20 protein-coding genes and 3 pseudogenes are annotated in these 21,522 nt (G+C 43.9%); 1 reads left to right on the top strand and 22 read right to left on the bottom strand.

Translation table 11 applies throughout. The features are described 5' to 3' along the window. Positions 1-72: 72 nt before the first annotated feature. From DESGI_RS01065 to DESGI_RS00990, 17 genes and pseudogenes are all read right to left on the bottom strand, one after another. Positions 73-861: a methyltransferase gene (locus DESGI_RS01065; RefSeq protein WP_041284719.1), complete on the bottom strand. Its 789-nt coding sequence runs from the start codon at positions 859-861 to the stop codon at positions 73-75. Then, entirely contained in the window at positions 839-1,768 is a 930-nt protein-coding gene (locus DESGI_RS01060) for a class I SAM-dependent methyltransferase (RefSeq protein ID WP_006523275.1), read from the bottom strand. The genes DESGI_RS01065 and DESGI_RS01060 overlap by 23 nt, the downstream gene beginning before the upstream one ends. 78 nt (positions 1,769-1,846) lie before the next feature. After that, on the bottom strand, positions 1,847-2,692 hold the full coding sequence (locus DESGI_RS22760; RefSeq protein WP_006523274.1) for a helix-turn-helix domain-containing protein: 846 nt from the start codon (positions 2,690-2,692) through the stop codon (positions 1,847-1,849). A 622-nt stretch (positions 2,693-3,314) separates the two neighbouring features. Next, a complete protein-coding gene (locus DESGI_RS01050) occupies positions 3,315-5,987 on the bottom strand; it encodes a PEP/pyruvate-binding domain-containing protein (RefSeq protein WP_006523273.1) in 2,673 nt (890 codons plus the stop codon). Between the two features lie 47 nt (positions 5,988-6,034). After that, a complete protein-coding gene (locus tag DESGI_RS01045; protein WP_006523272.1) occupies positions 6,035-6,649 on the bottom strand; it encodes a TetR/AcrR family transcriptional regulator in 615 nt (204 codons plus the stop codon). Between the two features lie 151 nt (positions 6,650-6,800). Continuing rightward, the gene (locus tag DESGI_RS01040; RefSeq protein ID WP_041284717.1) at positions 6,801-6,986 is read right to left on the bottom strand and encodes a hypothetical protein; all 186 of its coding nucleotides are present in this window, start codon (positions 6,984-6,986) and stop codon (positions 6,801-6,803) included. 100 nt (positions 6,987-7,086) lie between these two features. After that, entirely contained in the window at positions 7,087-7,332 is a 246-nt protein-coding gene (locus DESGI_RS25515; RefSeq protein ID WP_245561140.1) for a hypothetical protein, read from the bottom strand. Between the two features lie 18 nt (positions 7,333-7,350). Continuing rightward, positions 7,351-7,488, bottom strand: a pseudogene (locus tag DESGI_RS25510) (flavin reductase family protein); the annotation flags it as partial. Then, entirely contained in the window at positions 7,457-7,912 is a 456-nt protein-coding gene (locus tag DESGI_RS01030) for a hypothetical protein (RefSeq protein ID WP_006523270.1), read from the bottom strand. The gene DESGI_RS01030 and the pseudogene DESGI_RS25510, both read right to left, overlap by 32 nt. A gap of 338 nt (positions 7,913-8,250) precedes the next feature. Next, a pseudogene (locus DESGI_RS01025) lies at positions 8,251-8,967 on the bottom strand (IS256 family transposase); the annotation flags it as partial. Beyond that, entirely contained in the window at positions 8,931-10,028 is a 1,098-nt protein-coding gene (locus DESGI_RS01020) for a sensor histidine kinase (RefSeq protein ID WP_041284716.1), read from the bottom strand. The gene DESGI_RS01020 and the pseudogene DESGI_RS01025, both read right to left, overlap by 37 nt. Positions 10,029-10,259: 231 nt before the next feature. Next, entirely contained in the window at positions 10,260-11,795 is a 1,536-nt protein-coding gene (locus DESGI_RS25505) for a hypothetical protein (protein ID WP_006521601.1), read from the bottom strand. Positions 11,796-11,924: 129 nt separating this feature from the next. Continuing rightward, a complete protein-coding gene (locus tag DESGI_RS01010) occupies positions 11,925-12,692 on the bottom strand; it encodes a response regulator transcription factor (RefSeq protein ID WP_006523267.1) in 768 nt (255 codons plus the stop codon). Positions 12,693-12,920: 228 nt separating this feature from the next. Then, a complete protein-coding gene (locus DESGI_RS01005; RefSeq protein ID WP_006523266.1) occupies positions 12,921-15,614 on the bottom strand; it encodes an ABC transporter permease in 2,694 nt (897 codons plus the stop codon). Continuing rightward, entirely contained in the window at positions 15,593-16,291 is a 699-nt protein-coding gene (locus tag DESGI_RS01000; protein WP_006523265.1) for an ABC transporter ATP-binding protein, read from the bottom strand. Before DESGI_RS01000 ends, DESGI_RS01005 begins: the two co-directional genes overlap by 22 nt. Positions 16,292-16,707: 416 nt before the next feature. Continuing rightward, entirely contained in the window at positions 16,708-17,163 is a 456-nt protein-coding gene (locus DESGI_RS00995) for a type II toxin-antitoxin system VapC family toxin (RefSeq protein ID WP_006523264.1), read from the bottom strand. Continuing rightward, positions 17,156-17,458, bottom strand: a complete 303-nt coding sequence (locus DESGI_RS00990) for a type II toxin-antitoxin system Phd/YefM family antitoxin (protein ID WP_006523263.1) — start codon at positions 17,456-17,458, stop codon at positions 17,156-17,158. Before DESGI_RS00990 ends, DESGI_RS00995 begins: the two co-directional genes overlap by 8 nt. Before the next feature lie 227 nt (positions 17,459-17,685). Here DESGI_RS00990 and DESGI_RS00985 point away from each other — a divergent pair. Continuing rightward, positions 17,686-17,898 (top strand): annotated as a pseudogene (locus tag DESGI_RS00985) (dihydroxy-acid dehydratase); the annotation flags it as partial. A gap of 163 nt (positions 17,899-18,061) precedes the next feature. Here DESGI_RS00985 and DESGI_RS00980 read toward each other — a convergent pair. From DESGI_RS00980 to DESGI_RS00960, 5 genes are all read right to left on the bottom strand, one after another. Beyond that, positions 18,062-18,508, bottom strand: a complete 447-nt coding sequence (locus tag DESGI_RS00980; RefSeq protein ID WP_006524709.1) for a DUF3795 domain-containing protein — start codon at positions 18,506-18,508, stop codon at positions 18,062-18,064. Positions 18,509-18,575: 67 nt separating this feature from the next. Further along, positions 18,576-19,358, bottom strand: a complete 783-nt coding sequence (locus DESGI_RS00975; RefSeq protein WP_006524710.1) for an RNA polymerase sigma factor — start codon at positions 19,356-19,358, stop codon at positions 18,576-18,578. Positions 19,359-19,430: 72 nt separating this feature from the next. Next, positions 19,431-19,829, bottom strand: a complete 399-nt coding sequence (locus tag DESGI_RS25500) for a PEP-utilizing enzyme (RefSeq protein WP_006524711.1) — start codon at positions 19,827-19,829, stop codon at positions 19,431-19,433. A 65-nt stretch (positions 19,830-19,894) separates the two neighbouring features. Further along, on the bottom strand, positions 19,895-20,233 hold the full coding sequence (locus tag DESGI_RS00965) for a DNA methyltransferase (RefSeq protein ID WP_083939730.1): 339 nt from the start codon (positions 20,231-20,233) through the stop codon (positions 19,895-19,897). 262 nt (positions 20,234-20,495) lie between these two features. Further along, the gene (locus tag DESGI_RS00960) at positions 20,496-21,437 is read right to left on the bottom strand and encodes a class I SAM-dependent methyltransferase (protein ID WP_041285088.1); all 942 of its coding nucleotides are present in this window, start codon (positions 21,435-21,437) and stop codon (positions 20,496-20,498) included. Positions 21,438-21,522 lie beyond the last annotated feature (85 nt).

Here is a 21,522-nt window from a genome sequence, read left to right as displayed (position 1 = left end):
AAACATCATAGATACAGCGCTTAGCAACCAAAATACAACAGCCAGCTTTTGGTGCTTACTCAAAATAAAGTTTCAATGCTTTTTCGCACTGACAATACCCATACCGTCAACAAGCGCGTCATGTCCTACAGTAATATCCGTAAACCCTGCATTCACGAGCATTTCTTGATACTCTTTCTCCGTATAAGCTTTTCCATAATCGTAGACATTCAAGGAAGCCAGACCAAAAGCCAATGATGCCGAGGGTGCCAGGCAGGAATTGTCTAAAACGCTTCCGAAGATAAGAATCCGGCCTCCCGGTACCAGGGACTGACTGATACACTTTAAAGACATCTGCGCCTGTTCCTTCGAAAGCGTTTGAATGAAAGCCCGAAGAATTGCAACATCATATTTCCCTTCGGGTGAATTCAGACAAAGATCGGTTGCCGATACACTGATTCTGTCGGACATGCCGGCTTCCGCTATGAAACGTTCGGCCAATTGCGCCACCTGCGGTAAATCCGCAACCGTTGCTTTGATTTGAGGGTATTTATTGCAAATGGCAATTGATACACCCCCTGTACCGCCCCCGACATCAAGAAGCTTTTCAAATTCTGAAAAATCCAGTTTTTCCGCGATCTCTTTTCCGCCCCTGAGACTGCTGTGAACCTGTCTTCGGAAAAATCTCAATAATTCTTCTTCCGGCAAGGTGTGATAATCGATTTTGGCCTGTGGTTTTCCCGATCGAATACTCTCAGCCGTATTCAGGGTGGCATGCCAATTCAGATTATAAAACCCGCTCAATCCGCCGATGTAATCCGGTCGCCCGCGAACCAGAAATTTATCGGCTTCGGGAGTATTAAGCGACCACTGCCCTCGCAAAGTGCACATGCTCGCACGCATAATAGCCGTCCGTGCGTCCCTGGAAGTAGCGCCCCTGGATATCGGACGGGCTCAAGTCTTCATGGAGACGTAAGCCTAGATTTACGAGGTCTGAAGTAAGCATAGACGGGTCAAATCCCGTGGTCATTGGCTCGCCCCACTGCCGCGCTTTCTCTATAGCCACTTGAAGGCGTTCGGCCACTCTCCCGGGAACAAATGCGTCAGAATCAATGTAGTCGAAAATGACAGTGCTGCCTGCAGGGGCGACATCGGCGAAGGCACGTAATGTGGCGAACACCGCTTCGCGGGATAGGTAATAGGTGACGCCCAGCCAGCTAAAGAAGCTTAGTGCCTTTGGGTCATACGATGAGCGTGTGAGTGCCGCTGACAGATTCTCCTTTGTGAAATCCACCGGAACGAAGTGCAGTTGCACTGGAAGCTCCCAGCTTAACTCAGCAAGGCGACAGCGTTTGAAGGCTTGCGTGGCGGGATGGTCGACCTCGAATACCTGAAGCTGCTGCTCTAACATCTCCGGGCACCGAAAGGCAAAGGTATCCATCCCTGCCCCGAGGATCACATACTGCTGCACCCCATGTCTGACAGCCTCTTTAAGAGCGTCTTCCGTATACCGCGAGCGGCTTATGGTGTGTGATGTGCTCGGCAAGGATCGCATCGCCCACGCCAGGCAGCTCGCCTGGTCATGGCACGTTGCAGCACTTGCGGGGTCAATAGATTCAATAAACTGGACAGGCGGCGATAATTGCTGATCGAAGAATGCGCGATCCTCTTCCTTAAGCAAACTATAGGCTAGATAGTCATTAAATATCTTAGGGACACCGTGCATAGTATGGTAGCCACGAACGTAGGCCATTAACAGTGCGGTACGGCTGACTTGTTGCTCTTTCATCGAAAACCCTCCTCTCTTATATCTAAATGATAACTGAGGCGGAGAGTGAAATGCTTGAGGTTTTTTGCAGTAATTACTTCAAAGCACGGGTACATATAAATAAGAATTCCTGGTTGGCCCGTAATCCTCAGTGAAATATCCAATACCGGCCATATTATTAATTTCTAGTTTCGTAACACTTAGCCATTTATTAAGATCCTTATTCACTGTACGAAAAACTAATCCAATTTTCTCGGGATACTTGAACATAGCATACCTGGATGCAGGTATAGTCCTTTCTGCCAGCCCGAACCGGTCTCCCAAATGCTCCTCTACGGTTGTGCCGTAGAAACAATAAATGCGGGACGGATCACTGCGGTCACCGCGAACGACGTTGAATAATCGCCTGGCACTGCCCCGGCCTATGTATTCCTCCGCAAAATCAAAGATCATACGATACTTTTCTACCAGTTCGCATGAGTAATACGAATTCAAAAGGACTTCCTTCCCCAACAGCTTTATTTCTTTAACCTCCCGGCAAGAGTAGTCAACAATAATATCTTTATTTTCATTTTTGAAATCCCGTTCAACTATATCCATCCTATCCATTAATGAAACAGAAGTTTTTTCTTTCCTGTACCCGCTCGGTGTAACGTGAAATATTTGTATAAAGTTCCGTGCGAATTGTTCATGGGAATTGAAACCATACTGGAAGGCAATGTCTATCACTTTGCGGTCTGTTCTTCTCAATGCAATTGCAGCTGCGGAAAGCTTTCGCCCCAGAATATATGATTTAACAGTCTGATTGGTCACTGCCCGGAAGATGCGATAGAAATACGAGGGAGAAACGTAATACCGGAAAGCAAGGTCCCTCAGGGACAGCTTCCGGTGCAAATTAGACTCGATATAGTGTATGGCATCATCGACTATCTCAATGTATTTCATAAACTCCCTCGATGGGTAATGAAGTAAGTTTTACTTTTTTATCATAGATTTTGGATGCATCGTACACAGCCTATAGCCTTGACATTGATTAAATTTTCTACCCAGTCAAATTTCCTTAAACTTACTATATATTACTATACATAGTTGGCAATTCCTACTATACTAGGTGTTTATTAAAAATAATGCATATTACAAAGACCAGGCAACAGCTAAGGCCAGGAAACTTGGATTAATTAAACCGGACTGTCCCCAAGAGGTGGTCTTCTTATAACCATAAAACCTAACTTTGGTTAGGTTACAACTTAATCACCTGTCAGGTATAACTTAAGATAGAAGGGTTAATGTATTTGCGAACTTTCAACTATAAAAATTCATTGGCACCTGAAGGCAAAACAGTAGTTCAGGCTTTACTGCAAACAGCTTCAGCGTAACGGATTGCAATTTTTTTACCATTGCACCCGTTGCAATAACCAAAATGATTACGGGTTATCGGCGTTGTACAAAGTAACGGTTTCCTATGAAAAAGAAGGGAGCATCGCTCACTACTAAAAAAGCAGCTTTTTGAGCTCCCATCTTTTTTAATGTGCTCCAATAATATCCAAGGATAGAGCTTAAAACCGTTTTAAAGATAAACCTTCCCCTCTTCCCCGTCCACGGTAACCGTTTGACTATCCTTTATAACCTTCATTACCTCCGGAACGTTTATTACCGCCGGAATACCAAATTCACGGGCCACAATAGCACCGTGAGAAAGAGATCCCCCGGTCTCCATTATCAGAGCAGCAGCCTTTATGAACAATGGTGTCCAACCCGGGTCGGTTGATGGGGCCACAAGTACCTCATCGGGATTCAGCCTGCTTCCTTCATCGGGGTGGCTGATTAGCCGGGCTGTACCGGTTACTCTTCCGGTGGCGATACCAATGCCGGACAATGAGTTCCCCCTTTTAGCAGGGGTGACCTGAGCAGCGTTAGGATGCCGGGGAGTTTCGTCAGCGATTACGTCAGGCGCAATCAGGCTTGCCATATTTTTATTTCTTACCTTGCGGTCCTTTACCAACATAGCAAGCCCACGACCGTCCCAATGGCCGGCCAGGATGGCGGCCAGGTCAGGAAAGGAACAGTTAAACACATCTTCCTTCCTCTTCAACACTCCCCGATCAGTTAACCGGCGGCCTACATCCAAGGCTATAACGCGCATGGGTAGGGCCATCCCAACCATCCCGGACTTGGCTTCTTCCCTCATTTCCATGCCCCGTATGGCCTTACCGGACCAGTAGCGGATAAGCATCCGCCTAAACAGAGAGACGCCCTTGCGGATTTCCCGCCAGGCCTTTTGTCCTTTTTCCCGCTGGGCAGCCCTAATTTTGGCACTGTCCGCCGTATTCAACGTCGAACGGACAATTTCCAGGAGATAGGTTGGGTTTTCGCGCCATCTGGGGTTGGCCAGGTCTCCCTCGTAAACCGCCCGGTGTCCGTACTCCTCCAGGTAAGCCCGGAATGCCTGTTTAAAAGCAGAACCATCCGGCAACATTTCCTCCCATAAAAAGGCTTCGTAATTTACCGAATTAAAAAACTCCCGGGCGGCCGACTCCTTGCGGGCTGTTTCAGCCAGTTCCATCAAACGGTAGCCGTGCTCCGCAGTAGTAATGGCCCCCTGTCCCGTCAGGATGTCGTTGGCCAGGGCGCTCCCCTTTCCGGGGAAACTTTTTTCCAGAGTATCCGTCAACATTTTTAATGGAAAGCCCGAGGAAATATTCATCATTCCCGGGATGTTTGTATAAGCCACGGCCAACCGGTTGTTTTTCTCCAGCTCTTCCAGTAGAGCTCCTTCACTTGTGGACGAAAGGTCGCAATTGAACCACTTAACTGCCTGCTTTCGGGTTTTGGCAAATTCTTGTTTTGCCTTTCTCTGGAATTTGGATATAGCAAGCATCAACTTAACCTTGTACCAGTTTCTCCGTCGGACGGCCCTTTTGTCATCCTTTTTACCGGGTGGTATCTGGATTTCCGGGGTGTGCCCTCCCGCGATCTCATTAATTTCCGCAGGCGTGAACCCAAAAGCATCGAAATATTCCCATTGCATCAATGACATATTCATATAAACCCGTCCCTGGTAAACCCTCATATATTTGAGTCCGGGCAGGATTGGATAACCCACCGCACGGAAAGGCGCCGAAACGATACCCCCAATGAGGCCGGCCACAACCTTCCGGGTCAAAGTGGATAAGACCATGGGAAGGGCGTCTTTCGTATTCGCGTTTGACCAGTAGTCCGGCTGCCCCTTTAGCTCAGGGTAGGTGTACCGGGGCAGGGAAGTCACCGGCCTGCACTGCACCAGGGAAAAATCCCTACCGTTATATACCCACTCCACATCCTGGTGCTGTTCTCCTCCCCCCAGAGCCTCAAAGACCCTTTGTATCAGCAAGGCTATTTTAACGATATCCTCATCAGAAAGGACTTGCCCTCCTTTGTTATTTTCACTGGTGTCTTTACTCAGGAAAACCGTACCGCCCCCATCTTTTTGAACGGTTTTTCCTTCTTTTTTACCTATGAGTTTATTTATTAATTGCGGCATAAGGGTGTCAGTACACAAATGGTATTCATCCGGCTCCACCATGCCGCCCACTACCGACTCCCCCAGACCGTAATTGGCGTTTATAACTAAAACATCTTGCCTTCCGGTTTTGGGGTCGCAGGTGAAACCAATTCCAGCCGCTTCGGCCATTACCATATCCATGATGACCACTGCAGGAAGCAGTTCCTCATCAAGTATGTTAAATTTTCTCCTGTAGGATATCGCCCGGGGTGTCCATAGGGAAGCATAGCAGCCCTTTATCGCCATAGTTATATTTTCTAAACCGGTGACGTTGAGAAATGACTCGTGGACGCCGGCAAAGGAGGCTACACCGGAGTCCTCCAGAGACGCCGAAGAACGTACTGCCAACGGACGGCCAGGATTACCCGAGCCAGCCAGCCAGGAAGCGATCTCTTTTTCCACCCCCGGCGGAAGCGTGCCCGATATTATCCCGGCCCTGAACCCGGCCAGGGACTGCCCGGCGGCCTTCTCACCGACATTGGCTGCAGTAATATTATCCGATAAATTTCTCCGGGCAGACATAAGGTTATTTTCTTCCATAAAAAGATTATATGCTTCAGCAGAAATGACTCCCCCGGCGGGCACCGGAAAACCGTACCTAACTAAACGCCCCAGGTTCCAGCCCTTTCCACCAACTTTTGCCGGACCGGCCTGGTAAGTTTCCGCCCAGTTCAAAAATAACTTAGTTTTTGAACTCACAACCAATCACTCCTGTTCCATGGCAAAAATTTAAAAAACTCTTCGGTCTAATGTTGCCGAGCCCCGCCAAGAAAAAGGTCTACTGATTCGGCCAGGCTCGACTCCAAGTCTGACGATCCCTGGTCTAACAACCAGCCACCAAATGGCACCAGATACATTGCTTTATAATAGAGGGCCAATTTTTGCGCAGACAAGTCCTGACGTAATTCCCCGTTATCCTGGCCCACCTTGAAAATCCTGGTTAAAGCATACTCAAAGCCACTCAGGCGGTTATTGTCGATGTGCCCTGACAACAAGTCCTGAAAGCGGGCGGAAGCATGAAGTTTAACAATATCTCTGTTTTCTTCATTCCATTCAGAAATCATCGTCAACAGGGCCAGCAGTCGCGATCTGGTATCGGCATTCTCAGTAATCAGCCGGTCCATCTCCGCCATTTTTTCCCGAACGGCTTCCTGCATATATGCGGCGGCAATAGCCTCTTTATTGGGGAAGTATTTATATAGGGTCGCCTTGGCTATATCCGACTCCTCGGCGATTTGCTCCATCGAGGTAGACTCGATTCCTTGTTTGCCAAACAGTTCCAGGGCGGTGCTGATGATGGTATCCCTGGTCTGCTCCTTTCTTCTTTCCCAGCGGCCCTTTGGCTTTGTCTCTATTGTCATCCTATTCACCTCTACTTATCATATACTACGTTCATATATATACGTCGTATAAATTTATTATATCAACAAAGTCTCGTTCTTACAAGGTAGTAACGAAAACTTTTTAGGCCGGTAATGTATGCTGGTATGCCCTGTCATTTTAACAGGTCCTTTACAATGAACTAACATCGTTCTTCAATAAATAATCGATTAGAGCGATCCAGGCGTCCTTTTTAAAACTGTTCATCTCCTCCAGTATGTGCTTACTGTAACTGTCGGAACGGGTTTGCCAGTAGTTTTCATCTTTTTTGAATACCCAATGCCTTATTCCCTTTCTAATGAAGTCAAAATTTGTCATCCTTTTCCGTCCGGCTATCCGGACATGCCGGAAGACCCCCGGAAAACAAAAAAACCACCAAGATCTCCGTTTAACGGGAAAACCTTCGTGGCAAAGCTATTTATATTTTATTATCCCGGCTGACTCTGAGGCAGAGTAATTGAATCTTCGTGGTTTTACGGTCTTCTTTTCTGATAAACATTTCCGAGTAATCCGCATACCTGCCGGCATATACCGGCCTGGTAGACCAAAGACCCTTTTCACCCAGCATGACGGAAAGCGGCATCGCCCGCTCGTAGTCCATTTCTCCGGCCTCATTGAAGAAACCGTCGTCCACCTCCAAATGGACCACCGTGCCTATGACCAAAGAATATTTTTCTCTTCTGATTTCCTCCGTTAAAATACATTCCGCCCAGGCCAGACAACCTTCTATGCCCGGAGGTTTGACCTTCCTGGACGGACAGGCGCGAAGCCCGGCCTTTTCAAATTCATCAACCTCGGGGGGATAATAGGGCCTGCAGATCGTGACAGCAGCAACTGCAACAGGAGCACAAAGCGTATTCCAGTTGACCGGGAGATGAAATGGTTAAATGAATTAACCCTTCCCTGTCCGCAATGGTTAAAATCTCTTGTCCTTCCTCCAGCGTAATGCGTTGCCCCACACCTCGATCCAACAATTCCTCAGCGGATTCATTAAGGTTTATACAGGTATTGACTGGTTTATGGCAATTTTGAAAGGTTAGCCGACAAGAACATGGAATTAATACGCGCAAATACGTCCTGCTTAGGATGTCAAATGCTTCATCTGAAGTAACAATAAGAGATTGGCCGGCGGCATGCAGGAGTTCGTGATGTCTAAGAGCTTCCCCCATTGTCATTACTCTGGAAGATGCTTTAAGCTGTCCTTTAGCTATGTATTTGTCATATATTTGCAATCTGGACCGCATGTAAAATTCTTCGGCCTTTCTGTCAATGCGATAAATTATCTACACAGGAAGATCATGGGGAATCGAAAAAAATGAGAGCCGGGTTGAATCCAGCCAAATATTTCATTATAGAGACTGGATGGGAATGTGAAATATTACGTGTAAATGGTTTTTCCTCTTAACACAAAACTATCTTAGTTAGAATCAACTAGGTAGCCCTTTATATGGAGAGGGGCCTGTGTTAGCCTGTTGCGGCGGGAGACCAAAGCGTAGCGTGGACTCCCCGGTGGGCTCCCAGAAACACAGGCCCAGAGGCTCCATGTCAAGGGCTACCGGTCGGTTTGTTGGCCGGCTAACTTTTATATGGCCATCTCTGATTCTATCCTATCACCAAAGTATATGACAAATTGGGAGATGCAATTTTTCCAATCTTTAACTGGCATAGTCCATTTTTTTGCTGCTTCAACGGTGGCCAGGTAAATAATTTTCTTCAGTGAATCGTCTGTTGGATAGGCAGTTTTAGTTTTGGTTACTTTCCGTAGTTGCCGGTGGTAACCCTCGATGATATTAGTAGTATAAATCATTTTACGGATTTCATATGGGTATTTAAAATAAGCTGTTAACTCAAGCCAATTCTTTTCCCAGGAACGAATTATAATGGGATGTCTTTTACCCCAGTTTTCTTTGAATATTTCAAAGGCTAACTCAGCCTCTTCCAGGGTTAATGCCTGGTACACTTGCTTAAGATCAGCCATCAACTCCTTTTGTTCTTTGTATGGCACATACTTCAGGGAATTACGGATTTGATGGATTATGCAAAGCTGAATTTCGGTATGGGGGAAAACAGTGTTTATGGCCTCAGAAAACCCGGAAAGCCCGTCTTTACAGGTAATCAGGATATCTTGCACCCCCCTGTTTTTGAGGTCATTACATACACCAAGCCAAAAGCTGGCACTTTCATTTTCCCCAATCCAGATGCCAAGTATTTCTTTTTGGCCTGCCATATTTAGGGCCAACACACTGTAGGCCGCCTTGTTTATTATCCGGTTATCTTTACGTACCTTGAAATGGATAACAATATGGTAAACTGGCTTCCCTGTCCTTCTCCGGAAGAGCTGGCAATAATGGCTCCGCCCTGTTCTTCGAGAATTTTTCTACTCAAGTATAAGCCTATTCCAGAGCCTTCTGCCCCCACCACCTTCTGTGCTGCCCCTCGATAAAACCGATTAAAAACTTTGCCAATCTCATGAGGAGAAATGCCAATTCCGTTATCTTTGATATCTATTTTTATATATGTCTCGAGTCTTTCCATGGATATGTTTACTATACCATTATTCTCACTATACTTGATCGCATTTTCGAGTACATTTACAACTGCTTCTTTGGTCCACTTTATGTCATGATATATGGAAGTGCTCTGTAAATCCTCTATAATAATTTCTATATCTCTCTCTAAGGCCCTTGAATAAACTTCATTCACCGCGGCAAGGATTGTCCTTTTTATATCCGCCGGCTGCATTTTAAGCCGGATCATTCCTATTTCCATTTTGGATATTTTGACAAGAGCTTCGGATAGCCATTCCAGTTTATCGATTTGTTCCTTGGTTCTGCTTAAAAACTCCTCTTCTTCTCTGGGGCAAAGTCCTTCTTCAAGCAAAAGGGAATTGAATACCTTAATAGCAGACAAGGGGGTTTTAATCTGATGGGAAATATCGGTAACCAGGGCATGTAGGTTTTCTTTTTCTCTCCTTAGCTCTTCAAACCCCAGTTCCATTCTTCGAGACATCTGCCCAAACTGTGATTCAAGGCGGGAGAATATACCTTCTTCTTCCACAAAAACGGGATATTTACCATCCATGATTTGGTCTACAGCCATAGATAGATAATCAAGTTTATAAACCAGCCATTTTCCTATTCCTGCAAAAAGCGAAATATTAATGCTTATCATAAGCATAACCGCCGCAATATTTCCCATGATAAAGCCCTGGCAATTGACACCGGAAGCCATTCCGGTAGCGCCGGCAAGCTGTTTTATGAAATAAAGGCTATTCATAATAAGCAAAAATCCCATCAGAATAAGACTGGCCATCAAAATAAGAAATAGCCTTTTTATAAGCGGATCTTTTCTAAATATCATTGATAGACACATCTTTCAGCCCATATATATCCGGCCCCTCTGATGGTTTTTATATATTGTGAGTATAATCGAAAAACATAAAATCCCAAATACCATATAAAGGATGATTAGAAAAATATAAGCAAACTGGGTAAGTAAGAGAATAAAAATGCGCATACCAAATAGGCCTTTTTGAATTGATTTAAAAAAAGCCTAAAAACAATTTGAATATAACTTAAAGCATAACCCAGATTAGGCAGCGAACCTTGAAAGGACAGGAAATATATCAGTGATTGAAATGGTGCTCTCGCCAGCCCATGCATCAACATAACAACAGAAAGCACCAAGAAATACTCTAACTATCCTACGTTCTCGGGTAAAAACAACGGCAGATTCAGCGTTAAAATCATTATTGATTCTGTCCCAGGCCCTTTCGGTGGTAGAGCGTCTTTTGTAAAGCTGCTTCCACTCATCCGAGCCCCTTAAAATAGGCGTAAAGAACCTGGGGTTATCACTTGTTTTTGTATAAAACGTTTTTTCGCTATATAAATGGCACTTATCACAGGAATTACATTGCACAGGGAAAAGCCACTTTCGTCTGAAGGACTTGGACATTAGGCCCCAGTTACGTAATTGGTGTCCTAAACATTTGCAGTGAGGGATCCCTTTTTTATCAAATTCAATAAAATCACTCACTGCATCAGGCTTAGAAGCCCGAGCGTTAAGATCAATAACGGGCTTGATGCCATAATGCATATTGAGAAGATAGAATGGATTAGCGTCATAAGCCGAATCGTAAACAGCAGCATTAAAATTAATCCCTGGGTACAAATCCACAAGCTCTTTAAGTTCATAAACACTAGTTACCGAATCATGACGTTCACCAGAAACACATTTTATATGGATAGGTAAGCTGTAGAAAGAGTCACAAGCAGTGAAGCCATGAAAAGTATGGCCATAAAAGTAACGCTCATTGTAACTATCCCAACCCCAAGAGGCAGAGGGGTCAGCGAATAAGCGGAGGCAATCGCAACGTTCGCCGGGCTTTAACTTACAATTGCAAACCTTTTTGCCGTAGTAAGAGGCATGAGTAGGCATGCAAGTGCCATCAGCGGCGACATTCAATTTATTAGGGTCGCCAAGGATACCCCTGGCTAAGGATGGCATAACAAAAACATCTTTTAGAATCTGGTTTAAAGTAGATTCCAGATTACCAGGGAGCTTGGCATTATTGTATTTTAGCACCCTATTAACCAGGCGTTCCACTACGCCGGGCTTGGATGAATCCAGTTTCTGATTTTTCTTCTGCTTCTTTTTAGGCTTACGCTTGAGCTTGCGCAGCTTCGATTTGTAAAGGATCCGATTCTTACGAATCAGCCTATCCATATAATTATAAAAAGTACCCACGCCCGGGATAGGATCTGCCGGAACATCATCAACTTTAACAGTAGAAAAGCAGGCGGGCAAAAAACCAGATAAAACAGCAAGAAAAGGATCAGACCTTAAAGAATCCACCCACTTGGGGATGCTGGTTTCACCAGTAAAAGTCATAAGGATAAGCGAGCGAAGCAAGGCCACCGCATCTTTGGGTGGGATGCCCCGATTAGCCCTTGAATACCGGTTTTTAATAAGCTTAACAATGCCGGTAAGATCGGCACCCCAAAGTTTAACAACTAAAGAAGCTTTAGTTACGATAGTAATCTGCTGGCCGGTCGAAATATAATAGCGAGTTAAAAAATCACAAACGAAATCTTGATACTGCTCATGAGAATACTTGACAACTAACATAAAATCTACTCCTTTCAAACCGATATATTGGAAATAGCTTCCAATTCAATTTTGGAGCGATTTTAGAATTGTCAAGCAGGTAAAATGACCGTGAATCACTATTTAATTCATTTAAACCCAGATATCTTTTTAATAATAGCCATACCTAATAATTACGATGGGACATAAAATTAATTGTTTTTTGAGGTGAAGCCTCAAAAGGCAAAAAAATAAAGCCTGTATTTGCAAGGCTTTGGGATTTTTCGAATGTACTAATTGTGGTTTTGAGGGGATAGCTTCGATTTTCTCCCGCAGTCTCCTGATATGTACTTGCAGGGTATTCTCATTAATAAAATCACCTTCGATATCCCATAATTCATCAAGAAATTGCTCTTTACTGATGATTTGTTGGGGGTTTTGCGTAAGATACCGGAATAGTTTCATCTCCGTTTTGGTCAGGTATATCTCCTGATCGTTTTTAAATAACCTCATCGTGCTGGGATAGAATATGATCTCTTTTGATACCAGCATCTCATGTCCTTTTAGTGCTTTGCCTCTTCTTAAAACAGCATTAATTTTTGAGACCAAAACACTCAGGCTAAACGGTTTGCTGATGTAATCATCTGCCCCCATATCATAGCCCATTACAATGTCTACTTCCTGATCGCAGGCGGTAAGAAAAACGATAAAAAGCTCACTTTGCTTCCTGATCTCCCGGCAAAACTGAAAACCATCTCCATCTGGTAAAGCAACATCCAGCACCATAAGGTCAATGGTATTCTTACTATATAATTCTCTTGCTTCCATGAGTGATCTGGCTGCCAGAACCGTAAAACCTTCTTTGCTTAATTTAAAACTTATCCCTCGGCTTAAAGACTCATCATCTTCCACCAACAGGATCCTGATTAATTCTCCCATGGCCTACCTGCTCCTTTATACGGATTATCTATGTTCTAATTATATCCCCACCAGTCTACATCCAGCTAATAGATACTTAAGGTCACGGTATCGTCAAAGTCATTATATTGGTCAACATTTAGTGTTTAATAAAATTTATCTCATCTATATATTGTGAGAAAAATCGACTTTGACGGGATCCTGTACTTAAGGCGGAGGTAAGTACCGCCGCCCATTAATAGTGTTTTTTTATTCAGTACTCCTGATTGCCTCGGTGATCGGGAGTTTATTAATCTGTCCGGCCGGGCCCAGGGCCGCCAGATACCCTATGCATAAATTGATCAAGATCACCAGCAAAAATGATTTCCATTCGATAAAAAACTGCTCCCGCATCAGGGTACAGGCAAAATATGCATAATACACAAACATACCCAGTTCAATCAATAATGCCAGTGCGCAAGAGAAAAGTGCCGATATCGCCCCATAAAGTAAGCCTTCAAATTTTACCATCCTTTTAAACTGACTGGCGGTTAGGCCGATAGCTTTAAGAATACCATGCTCCCGCAGACGAGAGATGAGATTATAATTAATATTGTTATAGATACTTAAACCGCCAATAATTATCAGTACTGCTGCAATGGCAGCATAGAACAGGAGATATTCATTTTGAGCCTTCTCACTCTCCTTATTACTTTCAACTCTATCCTCCATTCCCGTTCCGGGAATTAGCTCTGCTGTTTGATGAACTTTTTCCTTTAGGCTTTTGTAGTCAGACTCACTAAAGCCATCCTTCATATCAAGACTCATGATACGATAGGTATCTATCCCCGTTATTTCCTGGAATACCCTGCCCGATATTATTACATAAGGTGCATCTTTTGCTCCCAACCAATAAGAATCTTGCTCAGGCAGGACTTTAGTAATCCCGGCTACCGTGAATTCCCGGTCAACATATTTGTCCCGGTGCTTTTCATACTGGTGAATGAGGTTCCAATTATCCAGAGATTCTTCATACCCCTCACGGGGATAAGTAATCACGATGGTATCCCCGACTTTTATATTAAAAATCGGTTCCATTTTCAGTTTTTCTTTTCCGGATTGGCTCCAAAATGTTCCTTGCTTATTCACCTCAGGAATACGAATAATAGCCAGAGGTCTGTTGCTCTTTTCACCTGCCGGCTGTTCTTTTTGTATCAGATTTTTGCTGAAAGAAGCCCACTCTGCCTCAGACAAGCCCAGGACCGTACTCCTGATTACCAGCTCATTATCACTATCACCCGGAAAAGCAAATCCCATTCTGTCATCAGGGCCTTCTATCACGTCTTCAACTTCTTTATCGAATTCAGATAACCTTTTTTCCATAGTTTTGATGTAGTTTTTACCATACTCTCCATTTAACTGACTATTAGCAATTTTCATCCGCCCATACAGCATATGGGTGGCTGTTAACTTCTCGACCTCGGGTTGACCTTTCAGCTCAGCAATCTGCTCCCAGGTATATCCTACCATCATTGGTACCCTGTTATTAACATTTAATCGGAATTCATCATCCAGACCGGGTCTTATATCTGCATAGTACAAATCCTGTTCGCGTTCCCAAAACTCAAACGCGAAGGACTTCACCATAAACAAGCAGCATCCTATAGACATGGCAATTATAGTAAAAATGACTGCTTTCTTGTTTCTCTTTAAATTCTTTATGGTAATCTTTTTCGTTATATCCAGCTGCCTTTCAATCCAACCTTCCTTTTCATTAACGTGTATTTTTTCATCCTGGGTGCTGCGGTTTATGGCTTCGAGCGGAGATATACGGACAGCCATCCAGGCAACCCTTATCCCGGCGGCAAGCACTGCCCCCAGAGCAGTTAAAACAGCCAGTTTGATAGACAAACCCGATATCACAATAATGTCAAGAGACACGTTACCGAACGCATCCAGGGCATCGAAGATAAATATGTCGGTGGCAGCCCCTTTAAATAGCTGAACAAAGGCGGCACCGCTTGCTATACCCAGCAGAACTCCAATTACATAGATAATGACGATTTCCCAGAGTATTATATAGAGAATCTGCCTGGAACTTGAGCCAATGGCCCTCATCATCCCGTAATCCTGGATTCTCCTTAAGACGGAAATACTATAAACGCTGAAGATCACCATTCCCGCTACCAGCATGAGCATCAGGGAAATTTTGATCAGATCCCAGTCAACCGTATTGATCTGCCCCATAGCTGATAGCAACATATTATTGGGCAGAACATGTTGTTCCTTGCTATTGGCATCTAAACCTATCACTTTACCGAGTTTATTGATCTCTTCTTTTATTTTGACTTCTGGCTTAAATTCAACCAGGGCATAGAGGTGCCCATCTCTTTCCGATAAGATTTCTTTATGCGAGGTTACAAAAGCATTCAGTCTGCCGGTTGATTTCTCGTCCATTCGATCTTTGATAATTCCTACCAATGTATAGTTCCGTTTTTCGCCCTTTTCCCCCAGGCTTATTTCCAGGGTCTGCCCCAATTTATGCGGCAGCCTTAACTGATCTAAGACCCAGCCTTCTATGGCAATTTCGTCCGTTTGGCTTGGAAATTTTCCTGCCTTTATGCAAGTGTTTTCCATAGATAAGTTATTATTATCTGTTGCCAGTAAGTTTACGGTTAATCCGTTAGGACTTTTCCATTCACCATAAAAAGCTAGAACAGCCACTCGCTGTACATTCTGATACGCTTTAACTTTTTCTGTTTGCTTTTGATCAAGTTCCCGGTATATTACATGTTGGGCTCCGTAGTTTTTACAGTGTACAACCTGTGAGTTTTTGGCGCTTTCATTCAACGAGCCGATAGCCACAATGAGAAAAACACTGAGGGTGATACTTAAAATCATGGCTATTGTTCTTTGCGGATATTGCCTTATGTAGCGACAAGCTATTCTGATATAGGTTTGCAAGCTACTCCCCCCTGACAAGTGAATTTCCCATCCTCAATCCTTACGATGCGATCAGCCATCCGGGCTAAAGTTTCATTATGGGTGATCATGACCAGGGTTTGATGGTATTTCTTTACCGACTGTTTTAATAGATTTACCACTTCCAGACTGGTTTTGGAATCAAGATTTCCGGTAGGCTCATCGGCCAAAATGATGGATGGCCGGGTCGCCAAGGCTCTGGCAATAGCTACCCGTTGCTGCTGTCCGCCGGAAAGCTGATTTGGCAATGCTTTTCGCTTGTCATAAATATTCAGACTCTCCATCAGGCCAGCTATAAAATCCCTATCTACTGCTTTGGCATCCAGTTCCATGGGTAAACATATATTTTCCCAGACATTAAGCACCGGGATGAGATTATATGATTGAAAAACAAAACCAACCTTGCGCCGCCTGAATATAGCCAAGTGATCGTCACTCATGGTATATATTTCTTTATTATCAATGAAAACCTTTCCTTCGCTAGGTCGATCCAATCCGCCCATCATATGTAATAGCGTGGTTTTGCCTGAACCAGAGCTGCCGATAATGGCCAAAAACTCACCTTCTTCTACTGATAAGTTAACCCCGTTCACAGCTCTTACCATGTTACTGCCGCCCCCGTAGATCTTTTTCAAGGCTTTAGTTTCCAGCATGATCATAATTTCTTCTCTCCCTTCAGTGTTAGATTATCACCCGCAGCTTACAATCGGCTGTAATATTCCTTACGATTTTGTAAGCTGGTATTAGCTACTGATCAAAGTGGCGCATTTTGGGTTTACGAATTATTTAAAACAAACAAGCCCAATTGAACATACATTTATCTTGTAAATAATAACCAGAAACGTTCGCATACTTAACCGAACTCCATTAAAAGACAAAATGCCAGCATCCACGAGGATGCTGGCACTGGTTGCTAATGCGTTAATTCGCCAAATGGTCCTAATTTCCTTTAACATATAATGGTTATACGTTTATTGTTTTTTAATATTACCGCCATGAGCCTTGATATTAAGCAAAACCCGGGATTTGCACCCGAGTTCCCTTTTCACCCGCATATCTCATAAGTAATCGATAATTATGAGGTAAATTCTTTGAGCAGCTTGACATTATCCCTGTTACTCAATGAATTTACAAGTCTCTCATCTGCCGTCCAGAATATGCAAACTTCATCGGACTGTCTTGAAACGATTTCAGCCACCGCTAAATAAGCGGCATCATATAAAGTAGGAAGATTTTCTGTTTTAGCGATACGCCATGCTGTCCGGGCAATAGCCCTATCACCAACGTAATTAATCAGTTCTAAACGGTTAAACTCTTCCCAAAGCACTTCCGCTTGCTCAGAGTCCAATAATTTCCGTGCTACTTTCTTGCAGAGAACCGTTCCCACTTCGGCCCAGGCAAAATCAGGTAAAACAACGGTTTGCCGGTTAGCTGCAATCTGCTCAAATAAATTTGCCGCGTTTTCACTGTCCTCTTCCAGAACCAGCAACTTAATCAAAACACTGCTGTCGAGACATACATAATCACTCATCCCTACGCGCATCCCCTTCGCGTAGCCGGCGAATAAGCGGCGTGGAGTCCGGCTGTTTTTTCATTTCACTCCGTAACCGGGCCAGGCGTTGAAGCGAGTTTCTGGTAGTTATTACTTTCTCATAATGTTCGGCTTTCTTGAGTTTCTCCTGAATATCCTTATATGTTTGAGCCTCAACGATATATGCGACTGGTTTTGAACGCTGCAGTATAACTACCGGTTCCTTTGTTTTTAAAACATGGGCAATGATTTTACTTGCGTTTTGTCTTATTTCGGTAATATTAAACATGGACATATTTATAACACCACCTTTAATAGTACATATTAATGATAGCATATAAATACATCACTGGCAATACATGTATAGTTGGCATATTAAAAAATCACCTATACAACGTTTGAAATACAGGCCTACTGTTTCTCCCGTCCTAATCCCAACATGTTTTAGACATCCGACATCTCGCGGTTCCTGTTCAGGCATATATACAGCCAATAGCATGAACTGCACTGACAGAAGTGTTGGGCAACATCGCTTTAATAGAGAATGGAGACATCATCCAAGTTGATATTATGGCGAATAAAATCAATTTCGTCATAAGTGACACCGCCCTGAAAAAGCGCAGGGAAAAGTGGATGCCAAGGAAACCCAAAATTATAGGGGGATACCTTTCCAGGTATGCCGCCTGGGTTACATCGGGAAATAGAGGCGCAATCTTGGAAACTCAAAAGCAATAGTTCAAAAGCAACCGGCGAATTGTTTTAAACAGCTTTCGTTGGTTGCTTTCTTTTTTATATCAGACCATTTTGCATTTGTTATTCATTTTCAATATGTAGGGTTATTTAAGTTAAAGCTTTATCTTAGCCAGGTGTGGGATGAATTTCGTCTAAGAGTTATTAGTTATTCCAGTTGAGGCCCTTTACCGATTGCCATCTTACCGTTGTAATATCTTTGTCTAATTTCAGGAATCATTTTTAGAAACTTGGCAAGACCCTGGTGTTTAATGCAGCACAAATAGAACACTTTGATGTTATGGTTTAAGATCTCGGCCCTGTCTGCCGCCGGGTTTAATTTAGCGCAAGGGAATTCCGGGCACTCGAAGCAAAAGTCAACATCGTGTTCGGTCACACAGGCGTAAGTTGCACATACCCCGTCAACGAGCGGGCATTTTCCCTTGCTTGGCCTGCAACCCGGACAGGGGACACCGTTCCAGTTTATCTGCACCCTTTGCAACCTTTCAGCAACTACTTCCTGAAGGGAGGGATCATCCTTGACTCTGTAAGCCCCACAATCGCCGCAGTACGTCCCGCATGGCGCAACCAAAGTAATATCATCTGATACTTTCATTTAACTAACCTCCTTTTTTTATTCTATAGATTTGACTATTTTCGGAGGCCAGAGGTTACAAAAAATATCAAGAAAAAATTGCCCATTCTTTGTTTTTTATACCTTCTCTGATTCTTTGCGCCAAAGATTCGTCGGCTGTTTCCCGGTACAGTTTTTGGTAGGTATAGCGCAATGAGCGCAATTCGACCATTTCTTCCCTGGCTTTTATAATAATCTCGGGGCGGGGATTGACTAAAGCCTGTTTCGTTATCCAGCCCTGCTGCAGGCCGTAACGAACCCACTGATTACAGTTGCAAGGATTTGATTTTTTAATCAGTTGACATCTTTTTTCCAAATAGCCGGCAATTCTTTTTTTAGCCCGGTGCAGTGTTGTCTTGACTGAACTGACAGAGCAGTCCAAAATTTCAGCGACCAGTTTGTGCGGCAAGCCGATGGTTACCGCCAGGCAAAAAACCTTTCGCTGGTTGTTGGGCAAACATTCCGTAAAGCCATGCAGGCACCTGTATTTTACTTCACGTGCAAGTAATTCGGTTTCAGGGTCGTTGGCGGGGTTGGGGTCGATAATTTCCTCGATGGAATAACCTAAATCCTCGGTAAGCTCATAGATGCGCAGTTTAGCTCTTTGCTTCAGGTAGTCATTGGCAACGTTGAGTGTAATTCGATAGATCCAGGTGAAAAAGGAGCTTTCCTCGCGAAAGGTATGATAGAAACGAAAAGCCCGGAAAAAGGCTTCTTGGGTTATGTCTTCGGCGTCATTCGCATTGCCTGTCAGTCCCAAGGCTAGCTTGTACACTTTTGCCTGGTTGTCGCAATACAACCGGTCAAAAAGTTCAGCAAGTTTATCAGCCATGGTATCGCCTCATTTATTAACTTAACAATGTTATAAATAAAACAATATTTGATAAACTGATACGGGATTCCTTCAAGAAGTGTCGGATATAATATTGTCATCAAAAAAACCACATTTGTAACTTAAACTTGTCAACTGGCATTTTCCACTATTCACACAGTTTTTAAAGATATACCACCCTTCTTCCCCGTCCACGGGAACCGTTTGACTGTCCTTTATAACCTTCATTACCCCCGAAACGTTTATTACCGCTGGGATACCGAATTCACGAGCCACAATAGCACCGTGCGAGAGAGATCCCCCGGTTTCCATTATCAGCGCAGCAACCTTTATGAACAATGGTGTCCAGCTCGGGTCAGTGGATGGGGCCACAAGTACTTCACCAGGATTTAGCCTGCTTCCTTCATCGGGGTGGTGGATTAATCGGGCTGTACCGGTTACTTTTCCGGTGGCGATACCAATACCGGACAATGAGTTCCCTCTTGCACCGGGAGTGACCTGGGTAGCGGCAGGATGCCGGGGAGTTTCGCAAATGATTACGTCAGGCGCAATTTATAAATATTCCTGGCTAAACTTGGAATACTATTTGCCACTCCCCGGTCCAGAGCTTTGGCCTTCGCTACAATAAACATAACCAGATTGATATCAAAACCTATAGCTTTATAACCCCGCTCTGCCGCAACCAGTGTTGTAGTTCCACTCCCATTCCAGGGGTCAAGGACAGTGGCACCTTTTTGTATTGTGATCCTATCCAATACATCTTTCACAAACACTGGGGAGAAGCCGGCATAAAAATGATACCCGAGGGAGCTAGTTGCCTTTCTCCAGGATGTTAATTTTGGACTATGGATTTCGCAATTAGATACTACCGTCACCCCGTTATAAAACCATCATAAATGCAAAAAAATTCCCTTTCGCCTAATTACGCATTACAAATTGCGTTGGCATTATATACATTATTTTACTACCAATCTTCCGACCAGTGCAATGACTATTATTCCTACCCCAGGCAGCTAAAGTTGGGGACAGAAATCATCGCACCAAGGATAAATGTATGCATACTTACACTCAATTCTTTAAAATTGATGTCAGTATTTTATTAAATTTACCATATATCCCAGAGCTGGCGAATTCATGTTAACGAACCTTAGTAGCCTTAATCAATTGCCTGCCGCCCACCTCTTCCCAAGGTGCTGCAGAACAACCGGCAGCGGCCAGCCATGTTTTATATTGCTCATAAGTCCATGTTCCCCCGAAAGTTGTATTAACCAGCATATTTACCCCGAATAATGCAGGCATAACGCCTGTACCCCGGATCATATCATTGATTACAATTTGTCCTCCCTGTTCCAGTTCATCTGCCGCATTTTGAAATAATTTTCTATTCTCCTGCTCACCGTATATATGGCACACATTACCAAGGTATACCAGGTCATAAGGTCCCGAAGGCAACCCTTTGGTAAAATCACCTTTGACCATTTTGATAGGTAACGAAGTATCCAGTTCCGGTTGCATCATATCTATAACTTCAGGCAAGTCCAGTACAGTCACCCTGGCCCCTTTGCCGGCAAAAGCATTGGCGTAGGTTAACGGACCACCGCCGACATCAAGAACCCTGGGATTTGCGGGCAGTTCTTTTAAGCAATAATCAACAATTTGCTGTGCCGACTTTAGGGCATGGTGACTCATGGCCTTGATAAAATGCTTTGAGTGACTGGATACATCCTTTTTCGGAACCGGTTGCCCACTATGCATAACTTCCGGCAACTGCGTCCACGCCTTCATTATATTGTAAGTATGCATGAATGAAAAACCTGTATACTGCTCGTGGCCGGGATTAAAAAAGATATTGTCCGAATCTTCGGTGAGCTTAATTTTTTCACCATCGTATTCCAGGTACTTTAAAGCAATCAAAGCTTCAATAACCGTCCACATAGCCCTGCGGTCAATTTTCGTCCTAACAGCCAATTTTTCCAAGGTACAGGGATTATTCTTTAATTCTTCAAATAATCCCGTTTGTACAGCCGCGCCGACAATCAAAAATTCCTGTGGCAGCTGGAATGAGCCGTTGTTTGGCATTTCCATCATCCTCCTTTTATTTTTCTGAATGTTAAGAACTATAGCACTTTTTTTTCTTAAGATTATTTGCATCTTCACCTCATAA

This window comes from Desulfoscipio gibsoniae DSM 7213 (assembly GCF_000233715.2).
GTDB lineage: Bacteria > Bacillota > Desulfotomaculia > Desulfotomaculales > Desulfallaceae > Sporotomaculum > Sporotomaculum gibsoniae.
This window is presented reverse-complemented; position numbering and strand designations above follow the sequence as displayed.